The organism is Microlunatus sagamiharensis, assembly GCF_900105785.1.
In the GTDB taxonomy this organism is placed as follows: Bacteria; Actinomycetota; Actinomycetes; order Propionibacteriales; family Propionibacteriaceae; genus Microlunatus; species Microlunatus sagamiharensis.
This window is the reverse complement of the sequence record NZ_LT629799.1, coordinates 3299007-3314755: the sequence shown is the minus strand read 5'-3', so window position 1 is coordinate 3314755 and position 15749 is coordinate 3299007. Positions and strand designations below refer to the sequence as shown.

The following is a 15749-nucleotide window of genomic DNA, read 5'->3' as shown; positions in this document are numbered from 1 at the left end:
TCCTCGGGCGGTGGCGCGCCCCCGACCCTGACCGTCGGAGGGTTCGCCGACCGGCTCGGCCTGCCGCTGGTCCACGTGGGCAAGGTCCGCGAGCTCTACGCGTACGAGGACCGCGACGGCGCCGACGCCCTGCTCATGGTGGCGACCGACCGGATCAGCGCCTTCGACTTCGTCCTCGACAGCCTCGTGCCCGACAAGGGCGCGGTCCTCACGCAGCTGTCGCAGTGGTGGTTCGCCCAGCTGAGGGACCTCGTGGACGACCACGTCCTGGGCCTGGACGTGCCCGAGCCGGTGCGGGGCCGGGCCGTGGTCTGCGAGCGGCTCGCCATGGTGCCCGTCGAGTGCGTCGCCCGCGGCTACCTCACCGGGTCCGGCTGGGTCGAGTACCAGCAGAGCCGCTCCGTCTGCGGCGTGCCGCTGCCCGACGGGCTGGTCGACGGCTCACGGCTGCCCGAGCCGATCTTCACGCCGGCGACCAAGGCCGCCTTCGGCGAGCACGACGAGAACGTCGACTTCGACACGATGGTCGAGACCACCGGTCCCGAGCTCGGCGCGCGGCTGCGCGACCTGACGCTGGCGGTCTACGACCGCGCGGAGGGCATCGCCCGCGAGCGCGGCCTGGTCCTGGCCGACACCAAGCTCGAGTTCGGGCTCCGCGCCGACGGCACGGTCGTGCTGGCCGACGAGGTCCTCACCCCCGACTCCTCGCGCTACTGGGACGCCGCGACCTGGGCGCCCGGCGCCCGCCTGGACTCCTTCGACAAGCAGTTCGTCCGCAACTGGCTGCTGCACGACTCCGGCTGGGACCGCGGCTCCGGCGCCGCGCCGCCGCCCGTCCCCGCGCAGGTCGTGGCCGACACCCGCCAGCGCTACCTCGACGCGTACGAGCGGCTCACCGGTTCGGCGTTCGTCCCCGCCTAGCACGGCGAAAACCGGCGGCACCAGGCGAATTCGGCTCCGTAGGTTGTGCCGTCGCGCCACCCGGCGCGTACGCACGGAAGGACGGAGGAGCCGTCATGGACCGCATCAACGACAAGCTCTGGAGCTGGGCCTCGATCCTGGAGGAGAGCACCCGCGAGCAGGCCGAGCGCACGGCGCGGATGCCCTTCGTCTTCCCGCACGTCGCCCTGATGCCCGACGCGCACCTGGGTCGCGGGGCCACGGTCGGTTCGGTGATCCCGACCCTCGGCGCGCTCATGCCGGCGGCGGTCGGCGTCGACATCGGCTGCGGGATGATCGCGGTCCGGACCCAGCTGCACGTCGAGGAGCTGCCGGAGGACCGGTCGCTCGTCCGGAAGGCGATCGAGCGCTCGGTGCCGTTGTCGGCCGGCCACAGCAACCGCAAGGTGCGCGAGACGGCCGAGCCGCGGGTCGCCGAGCTCGTCGCGCTGGCCGAGCAGGCCGGGTTCGACCCGGCCCGCTACGGCGCGCACTGGGACCTGCAGCTCGGGTCGCTGGGCTCGGGGAACCACTTCATCGAGGTCAGCGCCGACGAGCAGGACCGGGTGTGGCTGTTCCTGCACTCGGGCTCGCGGGGCGTGGGGAACAAGATCGCCTCGCACCACGTCAAGGTCGCGCAGGAGCTGGCGACGCGGTGGTGGATCCCGCTCGCGGAGCCGGACCTCGCGTACCTCGTCGAGGGGACCGACGAGTTCTGGGCGTACGTCCGCGAGCTCCGGTGGGCGCAGCACTTCGCGCTCCTCAACCGCGAGGAGATGATGGACCGGGTCGTCCGGTGCGTCGCGGACTGGACCGGTGAGGCCGTGGTGGAGCAGGAGCGGATCAACTGCCACCACAACTTCACCGAGCAGGAGCGTCACTTCGGCCGGGGGGTCTGGGTCTCGCGCAAGGGCGCCATCGAGGCCCGGCCGGGCCAGCCCGGCCTGATCCCGGGCTCGATGGGGACGGCCAGCTACGTCGTCGAGGGGCTCGGCAACCCGGTGTCGCTGAGCTCGTCGCCGCACGGGGCGGGCCGGATGTTCTCCCGCTCGGCGGCGCGGAAGCGCTTCACCCACGAGCAGCTGCGGGAGGCGATGGTCGGGATCGAGTTCCGGGACACCGAGGCGTTCCTGGACGAGATCCCCGGGGCGTACAAGGACATCGACCAGGTCATGGCGGACGCCTCCGACCTGGTGAGCGTCCGGCACACGCTCCACCAGCTGGTGAACGTCAAGGGAGCCTGAGCGCTCTCGCGCGTGCGCGAGCCGAACTTCTCGCCCTCTGACCACCCCTGCGGTACTCAGAGGGCGAGAAGTTCTGCAGCCCTAGACTCGGGCCCATGGCACGCGTGGTGGTCGACGTCATGCCCAAGCCCGAGATCCTGGACCCGCAGGGCAAGGCGGTGACCGGGGCGCTGGGCCGCCTCGGCTTCTCCGGGCTCGCGGTCCGGCAGGGCAAGCGGTTCGAGATCGAGGTCGACGGCGAGGTGACCCCCGACACGCTGGCCGACATCGAGCGGGCGGCGGAGACGCTCCTGGCCAACACCGTGATCGAGACGTTCGACGTCCGGGTCGAGACCGAGGTCGCTGGCACGGTCGACGAGGCGGCGCCGACCGCGCAGGGCGGCACCGACCACCCCGGGCACGACGTGGACCACCTCAACGAGGAGACGGGCGCCTGATGGCCCCGCGCATCGGCGTCGTCACCTTCCCCGGTTCGCTCGACGACCACGACGCGCTGCGGGCGGTCCGGGTCGCCGGCGCCGAGGCCGTCGCCCTGTGGCACGGCAGCGACAGCCTCGACGGCGTCGACGCGGTCGTCCTGCCCGGCGGCTTCTCCTACGGCGACTACCTGCGCTGCGGGGCGATCGCCCGCTTCGCGCCGGTGATGGACGAGGTCGTCCGCGCGGCCGGGGAGGGGATGCCGGTGCTCGGCATCTGCAACGGCTTCCAGATCCTCTGCGAGGCGCACCTGCTGCCCGGCGCGCTGATCCGCAACGACGTCCGCACCTTCGTCTGCCGCGACCAGGGGCTGCGCGTCGAGTCGACCGACACGACGTGGACGAGCCGGTTCGAGGTCGGGCAGCAGATCGAGATCGTCCTCAAGAACGGCGAGGGCGGGTTCGTCGCCGACGCCGAGACCCTCGCGCGTCTCGAGGGCGAGGGTCGTGTGGTCTTCCGCTACACCGGCGGCAACCCGAACGGCTCGATGAACGACATCGCCGGCATCTGCAACGACCGCGGCAACGTCGTCGGCCTCATGCCGCACCCCGAGCACAACGTCGACCCGCTCACCGGCCCCACGCTCGACGGCCGCCCGATCTTCGAGAGCGTGCTCGACTTCCTGGCCGCACGCGTCTAGGCGGGCGGCCCCGCCGTGAGCAACCGGCCCCGGGCGCGCAACGCTCCCGTCCCCGTGCCCGTACGGCCGCCGCGTCGAGGCCTCGGGGTCGTGCTGCTCGTGCTCGGCGCCCTGGTCTTCGCGCTGCTGCGCGGCGTCGCCTCCCTCGCGCCCGACCCGACCCCGAGCGACGTCTTCACCGACCACGTCGTCCTCGTCGGCGTCCCCGGCCGCTCGGTCCTGACCGGCACCGACCGTACGGTCCTCGCCGCGCACCTCGACGACGCGCAGACCGGGACCGTCAACACCCGGGCCCGCTACCTCGACGGCGCCTGCGCGGCCGGGGCCTGGACGACGCTCGGCGCGGGTCGCCGGGCCGGGATCGACGGGCTCTGCACCCCGTCCGTCGTCGCCGACGGCGATGGGGCCCGCGTCACCGACTGGGACGCCCGGCTCGCGGCGGCGTCGGCGAGCCGGGGTGACGCCCGGCTCGGCAACCTCGCCGGTTCCGTCCCCGGCTGCGTGGCGGCAGTCGGACCGGGTGCGGCCCTGGCGGCCGCCCGACCGGACGGGACCGTCGCGACGTACGCCGAGCCCGACGCCTGGGTGGCCAGCGGCGAGCGGCTCTCGTGCACCGTCACGCTCGTCGACGCCGGGGCGGCGTCGGACCGCGTGATCACCGACCTCGCCGGGCGCGACGACGTCACGCTGCTGGTGAGCGGCATGGGGCCGGCGGCCGGTTCGGACGACCCGGCGATGGGCGTCTTCTACCGGGTCGGGACGACCCTGCCCGGGTTCGTCACCTCGGCCAGCACCCGGCGCGAGGGCATCGTCACCCTCACCGATGTGACCCGCGAGCTCGTCGACGTCGGGCGCGGCTCATCGAGCGCGGTGAACACGATCGACGGCTCCCCGCTCGCCGTCTACCCGGCCGACCTCTCCCTGCCGGCGATCGAGGGCCAGGTGCGGGAGGTGGCCGCGCTCTCCGACGCCTCGGTCACCGGCTACCTCGCGCTCGCCGGGGGTGGGACGCTGCTGGCTCTGCTCGCCCTCGTCGGCGTGTGGCGTCGCCGGTGGCTGCTGCCCGAGCGCGTCCTCACCCTCGGCTCGGTCCTGCTCGCCGGCATGATGTTCACCGGCGCGGTCCCGTGGGCCCGGTCGGCGTCGCCGGGGCTCGCGGTCAGCGTGACGGTCTGGGGGGTTATCACGGTGCTGACCCTCGCCGCGCTCGGGCTGTCGAGGCTCCTGCGGGTGCCACCGCCCATCGCCGGTGCGGTCATCAGCGCGGTCGCGTTCACGGTCGACGCCGCCCTCGGCGGACCGTTCGAGCCTGGTTCGCTGCTCAACTCCCGTCCTGTCTTCGGGCTGCGCTGGTACGGCTTCGGCAACGTCACCTTCGCCGCGTACGCCGCCGCCGCACTCGTCGTCGCGGGCTGGGTGGCCCACCGGCTCCTGCTGGCCCGCCGACGTCGCGCGGCCGTGGTCGCGGTCGGCGCGATCGGAGCCGTGATGGCGCTCTGCGAGGGCTGGCCCTCGATGGGCAGCGACTTCGGCGGGATCGTCGGGATGGTGCCCGCGGTCGTCTGGTTCTGCCTGGTGCTGTCCGGCGTGCGCATCACCTGGGTGCGGGTGCTGCTCGTCGGCGCGGCCGCGGTCGTCGCGGTGGGTGCGGTATCGGTCGCGGACTGGGCGCGCGGTCCCGACCGACGCAGCCACCTCGGCAACTTCGTGCAGCGCGTCCTCGACGGGGACGCGGTCGACGTCGTGAGCCGCAAGGCCGTGGCCTCGGCGGAGACGATCTTCTCCGTCCAGGGGATCGTCTCGGTCGTCGTCGGGGCGGCGCTGTGGTGGGCCATGTTCCGGTGGGGCGTGCCCCGGCTCCAGGGACGGTTCCGCACCCTGCGGCTCACCCTCGTCGCCGTGCTGATCATGGGTGTCGTCGGGACGCTCGCCAACGACGGCGGCATCGGCGTCTGGCAGCCGGCGACCGCGTACGCGACGACCGTCGTCGGCTGCCTCTGGGCCGCCTCCCTGCGGTCGAGGACCGGTTCGGGAGAAGGGCTGGTCGATTCCGCCCCAGCCCTGCGGAAGGGCCCCCGCGGGGCTTAGGCTTCCTGCGATGACCGGGGGCGTCGTCGAGCAGTCGTGCTCGGCGTCCTCGGAGCCAGGAGTGGGCAGTGCGCGTTGCAGTTCGAGCCGCCGCGGTGACGGGTGCGCTGGCGGCCGCACTCTCGGTGCTGCCCACCACCGCCTTCGCCGCCGGCTCGCCCGGTGCGGTCACCAGCGTCTCCGCCGTGCCCGGCGCCCAGTCCGGTGAGATCAAGGTCAGCTGGCGGGCGAGCGGTGCCCGTACGGACAAGTTCCGGGTCGAGACCGCGCTGACGCCCTTCGGCTCCTCGAACGACGGACGCGGCGCCTCCACGGTCACCGTCAGCGGGTCCAAGCGCTCGGTGACGCTCAGCGCCGACACGGTGCGTAAGGCCGGTGCCGCTCCGGCGACCGGCAACCACCTCTACGTCCGGGTCGTCCCGGTCGACCAGACCCGCAGCGGCGCCCGCAAGGGCAAGGCCTCGGCGCTGGTCGCCACGACCTCGCGCGCGGTGCCGCCGCCCACGACGGGGTCGCCGCTGCGCATCGCGAGCTACAACATCCGCAGCGCCAAGTACGACGGCGACGACAGGCGGCCCTGGTCGCAGCGTGCGTCCGGCGTCGCCGCGGACATCCTCACGGTGCAGCCGGGGATCGTCGCGATCCAGGAGGCCAGCCCCGGACGGTTCGGGGCCCTGCGCCAGACCGAGAGCCTGCAGGCGGCGCTGATCCGGGCCGACCCGGCGATGGCGCGTTACACGCTGACGCGCAGCTCGGTCTACGTGGCGCCCGGCACCCCGCACGGCAGCCAGGCCGCCCGCCTGCTGTACGACTCGTCGCGCTACCAGCTGCTGACGCCCTGCACCGACACCACGGTCCTGAACGGGGCAGCGCTGGACTACAGCAACACCTGCAGCTTCGACCTGCCGATCGCGCCGGGCGACTCGCCGATCTGGCAGCGGAGCGCGGCGTACGCGGAGTTCATGGACCTCGCGACCGGCAAGACGTTCCTCGCCGTGTCCGCGCACCTCGACTATCGCCACAGCAAGAAGGCGTCGCTCGAGGCGAAGTACAACGAGTTGCGCCGGGTCCAGGCCGCCACCATCTGGGCGAACATGAACCTCATCCGCAAGCCCGGGCAGCCCGTGATCGTGGCCGGCGACTTCAACGCCAGCCAGACGGACAAGGGTGGCAACGCGCCGCACGACTACCTCGTGTCGCAGGGCTTCTACGACGCGGCCGGCGCGGAGCGCCAGGTCGACCTCGACCTGCCGAGCCTCAACCACTTCGACACGACGCTGAAGGCCGACCCGCAGGGCTACGCGCGCCGCGTCGACCAGATCCTCGTCTACGGCACCGTCGGGTCGAAGACCTTCGCCCAGGTCGTCAAGCAGAAGGACCCGGCCCGCAACTCCGACCACAACATGGTCTACGCCGACGTGGTGCTGCCGACCTTCTGACGGTCCGCCCGATGTCACGCGGTGCCGGGGTTCAGTGGGTCAGGACCTGCAGCTCACCGACCGGGACCGTCGTCGACGCCTGCTGGTAGAGCGGGATCGTCCCGCCCACACCGTTGACCGACCAGTCGACCGCCCACGTGCTGTAGGCGGTGATCGTGTACGCGCCGCGCGGCAGCGACGGCTTCGTGTAGGTGTGCCCGCACGCCGGCGACGCCGCCCCGGGCTCGACGGCCGGGCTCCAGCGCGCGGAGAGGTCCGTGCAGCTCACCTCGGTGCCGTCACCCATGTCGAACGTCGTGCTCTGCAGGTGCGCGTCGAGGCGGACCGTGAGGTCCTGGACCGTCGTCGACACCGGCGCGGGGTCGAGGTTCCCGTCGGCCCAGAGCCAGTACGGGTAGCCGACCGCCGCGATCTTCCACTCGTTGATCTCCGGCGAGGGGCCGATGACCGGCTTCGGTGGCGTGAGACGGAGGCGAGCGACGGCGGCGTAGGCGGCCTGCTCGGGCGAGATCTGGGGGACGTCGGGACGAGCCGCTTGGTGTGGCGCCGCGGGTTCGGGTGCCTGGGGTAGCGCCACGTCGGCCGGCCGCTGGCACGCGCCGGTGCCGGCAGCGACGCACGAGTCCCAGGCGCTTCGCGCCGTCAGGTAGCGCTTGTAGTTCGCGATCTGGGTCTCGTAGGGAGAAGGTGCTTTGGCGGACGTAGTGCGAGCTGAGGTGGATCGCCCAGCCCCAGGCTTGTTGGTCGATCGCGAGGAGGACTCGGATGGCTTCGACCGGGACTTCCAAGCCTTCACTGCGACCGAGTCCGACGACTCGGTCGTTGCGCTTCCCCAGTCGCCGTCGGCAGAAGCCGTGTCTAGCGTGGCGGTAGTTAAGAGCAGAGTTAGTGCGGCGAGGCCGACTACTCGTCGCATGAGTCGACCTTTCGTCCGCGCCCAGACCAAAGCTTCCAGGCGCCGCCCTGCTGCCGCACCTCTATCTCCGCAAGGCGCTGCTCTCCGCGGCCGATGACCTTGCCCGACTTGTTGAAGATCTTTACTGCTCGAGTGTCCTCGCACGCCTCGAGGACGAGCGAGTCAGTGGAGTAGCCCTGGCCCCTCACGTACACAACGCTGCCCGTGCCAGTGCTGTGGTTGGACAGTCCCCGATAGGCCTGCAAGACCTCGGTCGCCTCCGCCAAGTATGAACCTCCGGCAGTCGCCTTCATCACCTTGGTTGCGTCGCGTGCGCCACCGTCATTAAGTACCCGCCGGTAGTCCGCGCGGAAGTCCCGGTAGCTCTTCTCCGCCGCCTCGTAGGCGACCCGCTCCTCGCGCTCCTGGGCGGACTCCGTCGGGGTCGCGCTGGTGCTGGTCGCCGGAGGAGGGGTCGTGGTGGCCGGGGTGCAGCCGGCGCCCAGGAGCGCGAGCAGGCTGACGCCGAGGACGAACCCTCGCCCCGCGTGCCTGCGCCCCATCCGAACCCCCCGGTCAGAGGCGCCAGATTACCGATTCCGCGGTTCCTCGGCGCGCCGTCTGTGGATAACCCGGTGCTCGTGGATCACAGGGCGCTCTCGCCTGTGCACGACGGGGGAGTCGGGCCCGGCCGTCCCGGTAGCGTGAGCCCGTGGTCGACACCGTCGAGAACGCTGCCCGCACCTCCGAGCAGACCCAGCCGTGGTCCGAGCTCGGGCTCACCGCCGACGAGTACGACCGCATCCGCGAGATCCTCGGTCGCCGCCCGACTGGCGCCGAGCTCGCCATGTACTCGGTGATGTGGTCCGAGCACTGCTCGTACAAGTCGTCCAAGGTGCACCTGCGCCGCTTCGGCGAGGTCCCGCAGACGACCCCGAACGGGAGCACGCTCCTCGCCGGCATCGGCGAGAACGCGGGCGTCGTCGACATCGGCCAGGGCTACGCCGTCACGTTCAAGGTCGAGTCCCACAACCACCCGAGCTACGTCGAGCCGCACCAGGGCGCCGCGACCGGCGTCGGCGGCATCGTCCGCGACATCCTCGCCATGGGCGCGCGCCCGATCGGTGTCATGGACCCGCTGCGCTTCGGCCCGCTGCACGAGCCCGACACCGCGCGCGTCCTGCCCGGCGTCGTGTCCGGCGTGGGCAGCTACGGCAACTGCCTCGGGCTGCCGAACATCGGCGGCGAGGTCGTGTTCGACAAGACCTATCTCGGCAACCCGCTCGTCAACGCCCTCTGCGTCGGCGTGCTGCGCCACGAGGACCTGCACCTCGCCAAGGCGACCGGGGCGGGCAACCAGGTGATCATGTATGGCGCCGCGACCGGCGGCGACGGCATCGGCGGCGCGTCGATCCTCGCGAGCGAGACGTTCGACGCGACGAAGCCGAGCAAGCGTCCGGCCGTCCAGGTCGGCGACCCGTTCATGGAGAAGCTGCTCATCGAGTGCACGCTCGAGCTCTTCGCCGCGGGCATCGTCACGGGCATCCAGGACTTCGGCGCCGCCGGCATCTCCTGCGCGACGTCGGAGCTGGCCGCGGCCGGCGACGGCGGCATGCACGTCGAGCTCGACCGCGTGCCGCTCCGCGACCCCTCGCTCAGCCCCGAGGAGATCCTCATGAGCGAGTCGCAGGAACGCATGATGGCCGTCGTCGAACCCGCCGACGTCGACCGCTTCATGGAGATCTGCCGCAAGTGGGACGTGCTCGCCACGGTCGTCGGCGAGGTCACCGAGGACGACCGCCTGATCATCGACTGGCACGGCGAGACCGTCGTCGACGTCGACCCACGCACCGTCGCCCACGAGGGCCCGGTCTACGAGCGCCCGTACGCGCGCCCCGACTGGCAGGACCGCATCCAGGAGCGCACCACCGCCGATCTGAACCGCCCAAGCACCGGCGACGAGCTCGCCGACACGCTCCTCACGCTCGTCGCGTCCCCGAACCTCTGCGACAAGTCCTGGGTCACCGACCAGTTCGACCGCTACGTCCGCGGCAACTCCGTCCTCGCGCAGCCCGAGGACGCGGGGATGCTCCGCATCGACGAGGAGACCGGCCTCGGGGTCGCGCTGGCCACGGACTGCAACGGCCGCTTCGCGCTGCTCGACCCGTACGCCGGGGCGCAGCTCGCGCTGGCCGAGGCGTATCGCAACGTCGCCTGCTCCGGCGCCGAGCCGGTCGCCGTCACCGACTGCCTGAACTTCGGCTCGCCGGAGGACCCCGGGATCATGTGGCAGTTCACGCAGGCGATCGCCGGGCTCGTCGACGGCTGCCAGGTCCTGGGCACGCCGGTCACCGGCGGCAACGTGAGCTTCTACAACCAGACCGGCACCCAGCCGATCCTCCCGACGCCGGTCGTCGGCGTCATGGGCGTCATCGAGGACGTGACGCGGCGTACGCCGGTCGGCTTCGGCGGCGAGGGCGACCCGGTCTACCTCCTCGGCGAGACCCGCGACGAGCTCGACGGGTCGGCGTGGGCCGACGTCGTGCACGAGCACCAGGGCGGGAGGCCGCCGAAGGTCGACCTCGCCCACGAGCAGCGCCTCGCGCAGCTGCTCGTGCGGGCGAGCCGTCGTGGGCTGCTCCGCAGCGCTCACGACCTGTCCGACGGCGGTCTCGCGCAGGCGCTGGTCGAGTCGTGCCTTCGGCGCGGGTTCGGGGTCTCGGTCGGCGTGCCGACCGGTCTCGACCCCTTCGTGGCCCTGTTCTCCGAGAGCGCGGGCCGGGTGCTCGTCTCGCTCGCGCCGGACGCGGAGGACGACCTCGCCGCGCTCTGCGCCGAGATCGGCGTCCCGCTCGAGCGGCTCGGCACGACCACGGGTCGGACCGGGGCGACGCTCGAGGTCGAGGGCCAGTTCAGCCTGCTCGTCGAACAGATCCGTACGGCCTGGTCCGCGACGATTCCGGCGGCGCTCGCCTCCTGAACGCAGTCTGCGCAGAGCGGGGATGATTCGGCACCTCAGCGGTGCTGGATCATCCCCAATGAGGGCCCGGCCTAGGTGTACTGGGCCAGGACGTTGGTGACACTCGGTTCGAGTGCTTGACGTGAAGAGGACCTCCGAGTGCGGTGGGAGATGTGTCGTCTTCTACCGCTCGGAGGCCCTCAGGTGGCTCACGCTAACGCCCGGCTCAATCGTCATGGTCGGCTGCTGCTGATCGAACGCGTCGTCGTCCAGCACTGGCCCGTCGCCCACGCCGCGAAGGCGATGGGGATCTCGCGCCAGTGCGCCTATCGCTGGGTCCGCCGCTGGCGGGCCGAGGGCGACGCAGGGCTGCTCGATCGGTCTTCGCGCCCGCACCACAGCCCCGGCCAGACCCCGGCCGTGGTCGAGGAGGCGATCACGACCGACCGGGTCGAGTACCGCCGCGGGCCGGCGTGGATCGCCGCTCGGCACCCGGTCTGCGCCCGGACGGTGTCGCGGGTCCTGGTCCGTCACCAGCTGCCCAGGCTGGCCGTGCTGGACCCGGTCACCGGCGAGGTGATCCGCGCGTCGAAGACCACCGCCGTCCGCTACGAGAAGGACGCCCCGGGCGAGCTCGTCCACATGGACGTCAAGAAGATCGGCCGGATCCCCGCCGGCGGCGGCTGGCGCGCCCACGGGCGCCTCGCGACCAACAGCGACAAGCACAAGCGGGCCCTGATCGGCTACGACTACGTCCACTCGGTCGTCGATGACCACTCCCGGCTCGCCTACTCCGAAGTACTTACCGATGAGAAAGGCGTGACGTGCGCGGCGTTCCTCGAGCGCGCGCTGGCCTACTTAGCCGAGCGAGGAGTCGACCGAGTCGAGCGGCTGATGACCGACAACGCCTTCGCCTACCGCTACTCCCTCGTCACGGTCTGCGCCGAGCACGGAATCGCCCAGAAGTTCATCAAGCCGCACTGCCCCTGGCAGAACGGCAAGGCGGAGCGCTACAACCGCACCCTTGCCTCAGAGTGGGCCTACCGACAGGTTTGGACGTCGAACGCCGCCCGCGCTGCAGCGCTTGCTCCCTGGGTCGAGCACTACAACACTGAACGAGCCCACTCCGCACTCGATGGACTCACCCCACTCGCGCGACTGTCACCAACCTCATGACCGGGTACACCTAGGCTGCCGCGGTGAACCTCGCCGACACCGTCCGTGCCCAGCAGCCGCAGGTCCTCGCCGACCTGCGCGATCTCGTCGCGATCGAGTCGGTGAGCGCCGACCCTGCTCGGGCCGACCAGGTCCTCCGCAGCGCGGAGACGGTGGCGCAGCTGCTCCGCGACGCGCGCTGCCCAGACGTGCGGGTCGTCGACGCAGGCGGGGCTCCGGCCGTCATCGGCCGTTACCCGGCTCCCGAGGGCCAGCCGACGGTCTGCCTCTACGCGCACCACGACGTGCAGCCCGAGGGCGAGCGCGCGGGCTGGCGCACCGAACCCTTCGTCGCGACCGAGCAGGGCGACCGGCTCTTCGGCCGCGGCGCCGCGGACGACAAGGGCGGGTTCGCGGTGCACCTAGCCGCGCTCCGCGCGTTCGACGGCCGGCCCCCGGTGGGCGTGACCGTCTTCGTCGAGGGCGAGGAGGAGGTCGGCTCGCCCACGTTGGACCGGATGCTGGCCCAGGAGCACGAGGCGCTGGGCGCGGACGTCTTCGTCATCGCCGACTCCGGCAACTGGGACGTGGGCCAGCCGGCCTTCACGACCACGCTGCGCGGCCTGGCCGACTGCGTCGTCACGGTGTCGACGCTCGACCACGCGGTGCACAGCGGAAGCTTCGGCGGCGTCGTGCCCGACGCCCTGACCTCCCTCTGCCGCCTGCTCGCCACGCTGCACGACGACCAGGGCGACGTCGCGGTCGCCGGGCTCGCCACCACCGAACCGCCTGAGCTCGACTACCCCGAGGAGCGTCTCCGCGCGGAGTCCGGGCTGCTCGACGGCGTCGACTGGATCGGCACGGGAACCGTCGTCGAGCGGCTCTGGTGCAAGCCGGCGCTCTCGGTCATCGCACTCGACGCGACGCGGGTCGACAAGGCGTCGAACACGCTCATCCCCGCCGCCCGCGCCAAGATCAGCCTGCGGGTGGCGCCCGGCGACGACGCCGAGCGCGCGCTCGACCACCTCGAGCAGCACCTGCTCCAGCACGCGCCGTGGGGCGCGCGCGTCGACGTCGCTCGCGGCGACAGCGGCGAGCCGGCACGCATCCCCTTCGAGGGCCCGTACGCGGAGGCGGCGCGGTCGGCGTTCCGCGAGGCGTGGTCGACGGAGCCCGTGTTCACCGGTCAGGGCGGCAGCATCCCGATGGTGGCGGCGTTCCAGGAGGCGTTCCCGGGCTCGACCGTGCTGGTGACGGCGATCAGCGACCCCGACAGCCGCCCGCACGGCGCGAACGAGTCGCTGCACCTCGGTGACTTCGAGCGCGCCTGCGTCGCCGAGACGCTGATGCTCCAGGGCTTCGCGGACGCAGGTACCGGCGCGGCCTCGTGACGGACGCCGAGCTCCCGCGCCTCCGAGGTTCCGAGGCCGTGCAGGAGGCTGCGCGCCGGATCGTGCGGGGCGACACCTCCATCGCCGCCGCGAACGCGCTGGAGAGCGCGCTGCTCCTCGACCGGCGGGACGACGAGGAGGGACTCCTCGAGGTCCTTGCGCTCTACGCGCCGAAGGCCGGCCGCCCGTACGCGGACGAGAAGGAGCTCCGCGCCGCGATCGTCTCGGTGCTCGGGGTGGAGGGCCAGCGCGGGTGAGCCCGGCGAAGACCTCTGCTGTCTAGCTGGGCGAGAAGAGCCGCTGACAACGGCCTGTGCAGACCGGACCCCGCCGACCCGCGGGCCCGTTAGCGTAGGGCGCGTCCTGTCCGGCCCCGAGAAGGTGGTGGAACCGTGCCCGCCGAGGCGTTCGACACCGCTCTCGGTGCCTCCTACCGGCTCGACGAACGCGTCGGCCGCGGAGCCACGGGCGAGGTCTGGCGGGGCGTCGACCGGCGTACGGACGAGCCCGTCGCGGCGAAGATCCTGCACCGCGAGCACCTCGAGGACGACACCCTCGTGGAGCGGTTCGTCCGCGAGCGCTCGATCCTCGTCGGGCTGCGCCACCCCAACGTCGTCGGGGTCCGCGACCTCGTCGTCGAGGGCGAGCGCCTCGCGATCGTCATGGAGCTCGTGGGCGGGGGTTCGCTGCGCGACACCCTGCGGGAGCGCGGGCCACTCCGTCCTGCGGTGGCGCTGCGCGTCGTCGCCGCGGTGCTCGACGGGCTCGCGGCCGCGCACGACCGTGGTGTCGCCCACCAGGACGTCAAGCCCGACAACGTCCTGCTCGCCACCTCGTGGCAGTACCTCGGCCCGGGCGCGGTCAAGCTCTCCGACTTCGGCATCGCCGAGATGGTCGCCGACCGCCGCGGCGGCAGCACCGGCCTCGTCGGCACGCCGGAGTACATGGCGCCCGAGCTCCTCGTGACCGGCGTCGGCGACCTGCCCGCCGACGTGTACGGCGCGGGCATCCTGCTCTACGAGCTCTTGGCCGGCCGTACGCCCTTCGCCGGCCCCGGCACCGGCTACGTCGTCGCGCACCGCCACGTCACGAGCGAGGCGCCGCGGCTCGACGTGCCCGACCCCCTCTGGGACGCCATCGCCGGGATGCTCGCCAAGGACCCGGCCCGCCGGCCCACCGCGCGCGTCGCGGCCGCGCAGCTGCGCCGCGTGGCGCCCGCCGTCAGCGACGTCGACGCCCTGCCGGAGCAGGCGCCGCCGGAGGAGTTCCGGTCGGCCGGAGGGCCGGCCACCGAGGTCCGCGGCATCGCCGTCCCGGAGGCGACCGGGTCCTCGTCCGACGCGCCTGCCGGTGAAACCACCACCCGACCGGTCGAGCCGCTGCCCGACCTCGGTACCGCCACCCAGGCGACGATGCTGCGCTCGATGCCGGTGCTGCCGGCCGAGGCGACCCCGGCGACGACGACCCCGGACGCGCCCGCCCGGCGCTGGAGCTGGCGCGACCCCCGCGTGATCGCGGTGATCGTGGCCGGTGCCCTGCTCGTGGGGCTGGGCGTCTTCTTCATCGTGCGCGCCGCGGGTCGGACGGGGGCGGAGACGGCCACCGCACCTCCCGTCCAGGCCCAGCAGCAGAGCAGCGCGGCGAAGAGCGGCCTCGGCATCGCCCGCTCGGCCACATGGGACCCGACGAGCCGGACGGCGTCGCTCACGATCACCTATACGGCGCAGGCGGCGCCGCTCCGTGGACCCTTCCTCGAGGTCCTGCCCGCGGTGGGCGGGGCAGGCGCCTGCCCCGCGGTGGAGTGGCAGGGCACGGCAGCGCAGCCGAACGTCCGCTCGGTGACCGGGATCGAGACGCCCTGCGCCTGGTCCGTGGACCCCGGCCTCGTCCCCGCTCAGGGCACGGTCACGGCGACCGCGTCGGTCCTGCTCCCCCTGGGGGCGGGCGACCCGACGGCGCAGCTGCAGGAGTGGGTGCGCTCGGCGGGCGAGGCCACGCAGAGCGCGACGAGCGACAGCCAGGTCACCAGCACGGCCTACCCGGCCCAGCGGCTCACCGACATCCAGGTCGTCGGGCCCACGCGGACGGTGAGCGGGCAGGTGCTCCGCATCCGGCTGCTGCCGGTCTGGCCGAGCGGCCAGGACGAGCTGCACCCGATGCTCGTCAGCCCGGACACCGGCGAACCGGCCCAGTCGCTCCAGGCCGTGGCTGGTGGGACCAGCGGGGTGCGGTTCCTCGACCAGTGCTCCGGGGCGCTCTCGATCTCGAAGGACGGGCTCGTCGTCCAGGCGCAGTCGGTGGCCCAGGACTGCACGATCGGCGCCCGCGTCGGCAACTTCACCAACCTCGCCAGTCAGCCCTTCGAGATCACGACGCGGGGCAGCTGACCCGACCGCGACGCCGGTCCAGCGTGAGTTCGCGCGTGTGGAGCGCCCTCGCCGCTGACACCTCGATCTGCCGCAGAGCTGTGTGGTGGTCACGAAAGGGCGTCCTCGGTGGGAACGCCGTGCCAGGACAGGGAC

At 72.6% G+C, this 15749-nt stretch carries 11 protein-coding genes and 2 pseudogenes; 11 read left to right on the top strand and 2 right to left on the bottom strand.

Annotated elements, in window-relative coordinates; translation table 11 throughout:
* Positions 1-27 precede the first annotated feature (27 nt).
* The 6 genes and pseudogenes from BLU42_RS15290 to BLU42_RS15265 form a co-directional block, all read left to right on the top strand.
* Positions 28-900 (top strand): annotated as a pseudogene (locus BLU42_RS15290) (phosphoribosylaminoimidazolesuccinocarboxamide synthase); the annotation flags it as partial.
* A gap of 116 nt (positions 901-1016) precedes the next feature.
* The gene (locus tag BLU42_RS15285; protein ID WP_091076095.1) at positions 1017-2183 is read left to right on the top strand and encodes an RtcB family protein; all 1167 of its coding nucleotides are present in this window, start codon (positions 1017-1019) and stop codon (positions 2181-2183) included.
* A gap of 95 nt (positions 2184-2278) precedes the next feature.
* Positions 2279-2515, top strand: a pseudogene (gene purS, locus BLU42_RS15280) (phosphoribosylformylglycinamidine synthase subunit PurS); the annotation flags it as partial.
* A gap of 104 nt (positions 2516-2619) precedes the next feature.
* Positions 2620-3300, top strand: a complete 681-nt coding sequence (purQ, locus tag BLU42_RS15275; protein ID WP_091076088.1) for a phosphoribosylformylglycinamidine synthase subunit PurQ — start codon at positions 2620-2622, stop codon at positions 3298-3300.
* Between the two features lie 15 nt (positions 3301-3315).
* A complete protein-coding gene (locus BLU42_RS15270; protein ID WP_157719998.1) occupies positions 3316-5388 on the top strand; it encodes a hypothetical protein in 2073 nt (690 codons plus the stop codon).
* Positions 5389-5456: 68 nt separating this feature from the next.
* Positions 5457-6827, top strand: coding sequence for an endonuclease/exonuclease/phosphatase family protein (locus tag BLU42_RS15265; RefSeq protein ID WP_157719997.1), 1371 nt, complete (start codon positions 5457-5459; stop codon positions 6825-6827).
* Positions 6828-6858: 31 nt separating this feature from the next.
* Here the strand turns inward: BLU42_RS15265 and BLU42_RS15260 are convergent, their stop codons facing one another.
* Both BLU42_RS15260 and BLU42_RS15255 read right to left on the bottom strand, forming a co-directional pair.
* Positions 6859-7404 (bottom strand): hypothetical protein, encoded by a 546-nt coding sequence (locus BLU42_RS15260; protein WP_091076079.1) that lies wholly within the window; start codon positions 7402-7404, stop codon positions 6859-6861.
* Between the two features lie 326 nt (positions 7405-7730).
* Positions 7731-8285, bottom strand: a complete 555-nt coding sequence (locus tag BLU42_RS15255; protein ID WP_091076075.1) for a hypothetical protein — start codon at positions 8283-8285, stop codon at positions 7731-7733.
* A 149-nt stretch (positions 8286-8434) separates the two neighbouring features.
* Between BLU42_RS15255 and purL the strand changes: the two genes are divergently transcribed.
* The 5 genes from purL to BLU42_RS15230 all read left to right on the top strand — a co-directional run bounded on the left by purL (position 8435) and on the right by BLU42_RS15230 (position 15614).
* Entirely contained in the window at positions 8435-10702 is a 2268-nt protein-coding gene (gene purL, locus BLU42_RS15250) for a phosphoribosylformylglycinamidine synthase subunit PurL (RefSeq protein WP_091076071.1), read from the top strand.
* Positions 10703-10885: 183 nt separating this feature from the next.
* Positions 10886-11857, top strand: a complete 972-nt coding sequence (locus BLU42_RS15245) for an IS481 family transposase (protein ID WP_091079479.1) — start codon at positions 10886-10888, stop codon at positions 11855-11857.
* Positions 11858-11880: 23 nt separating this feature from the next.
* The gene (locus BLU42_RS15240; RefSeq protein WP_091076069.1) at positions 11881-13227 is read left to right on the top strand and encodes a dipeptidase; all 1347 of its coding nucleotides are present in this window, start codon (positions 11881-11883) and stop codon (positions 13225-13227) included.
* A gap of 38 nt (positions 13228-13265) precedes the next feature.
* Positions 13266-13484 carry a hypothetical protein gene (locus BLU42_RS15235; RefSeq protein ID WP_157719996.1) on the top strand — a complete coding sequence of 73 codons (219 nt, stop codon included), beginning with the start codon at positions 13266-13268 and terminating at the stop codon, positions 13482-13484.
* A 135-nt stretch (positions 13485-13619) separates the two neighbouring features.
* Positions 13620-15614 carry a serine/threonine-protein kinase gene (locus BLU42_RS15230; protein WP_091076064.1) on the top strand — a complete coding sequence of 665 codons (1995 nt, stop codon included), beginning with the start codon at positions 13620-13622 and terminating at the stop codon, positions 15612-15614.
* The last annotated feature ends 135 nt before the right edge of the window (positions 15615-15749 follow it).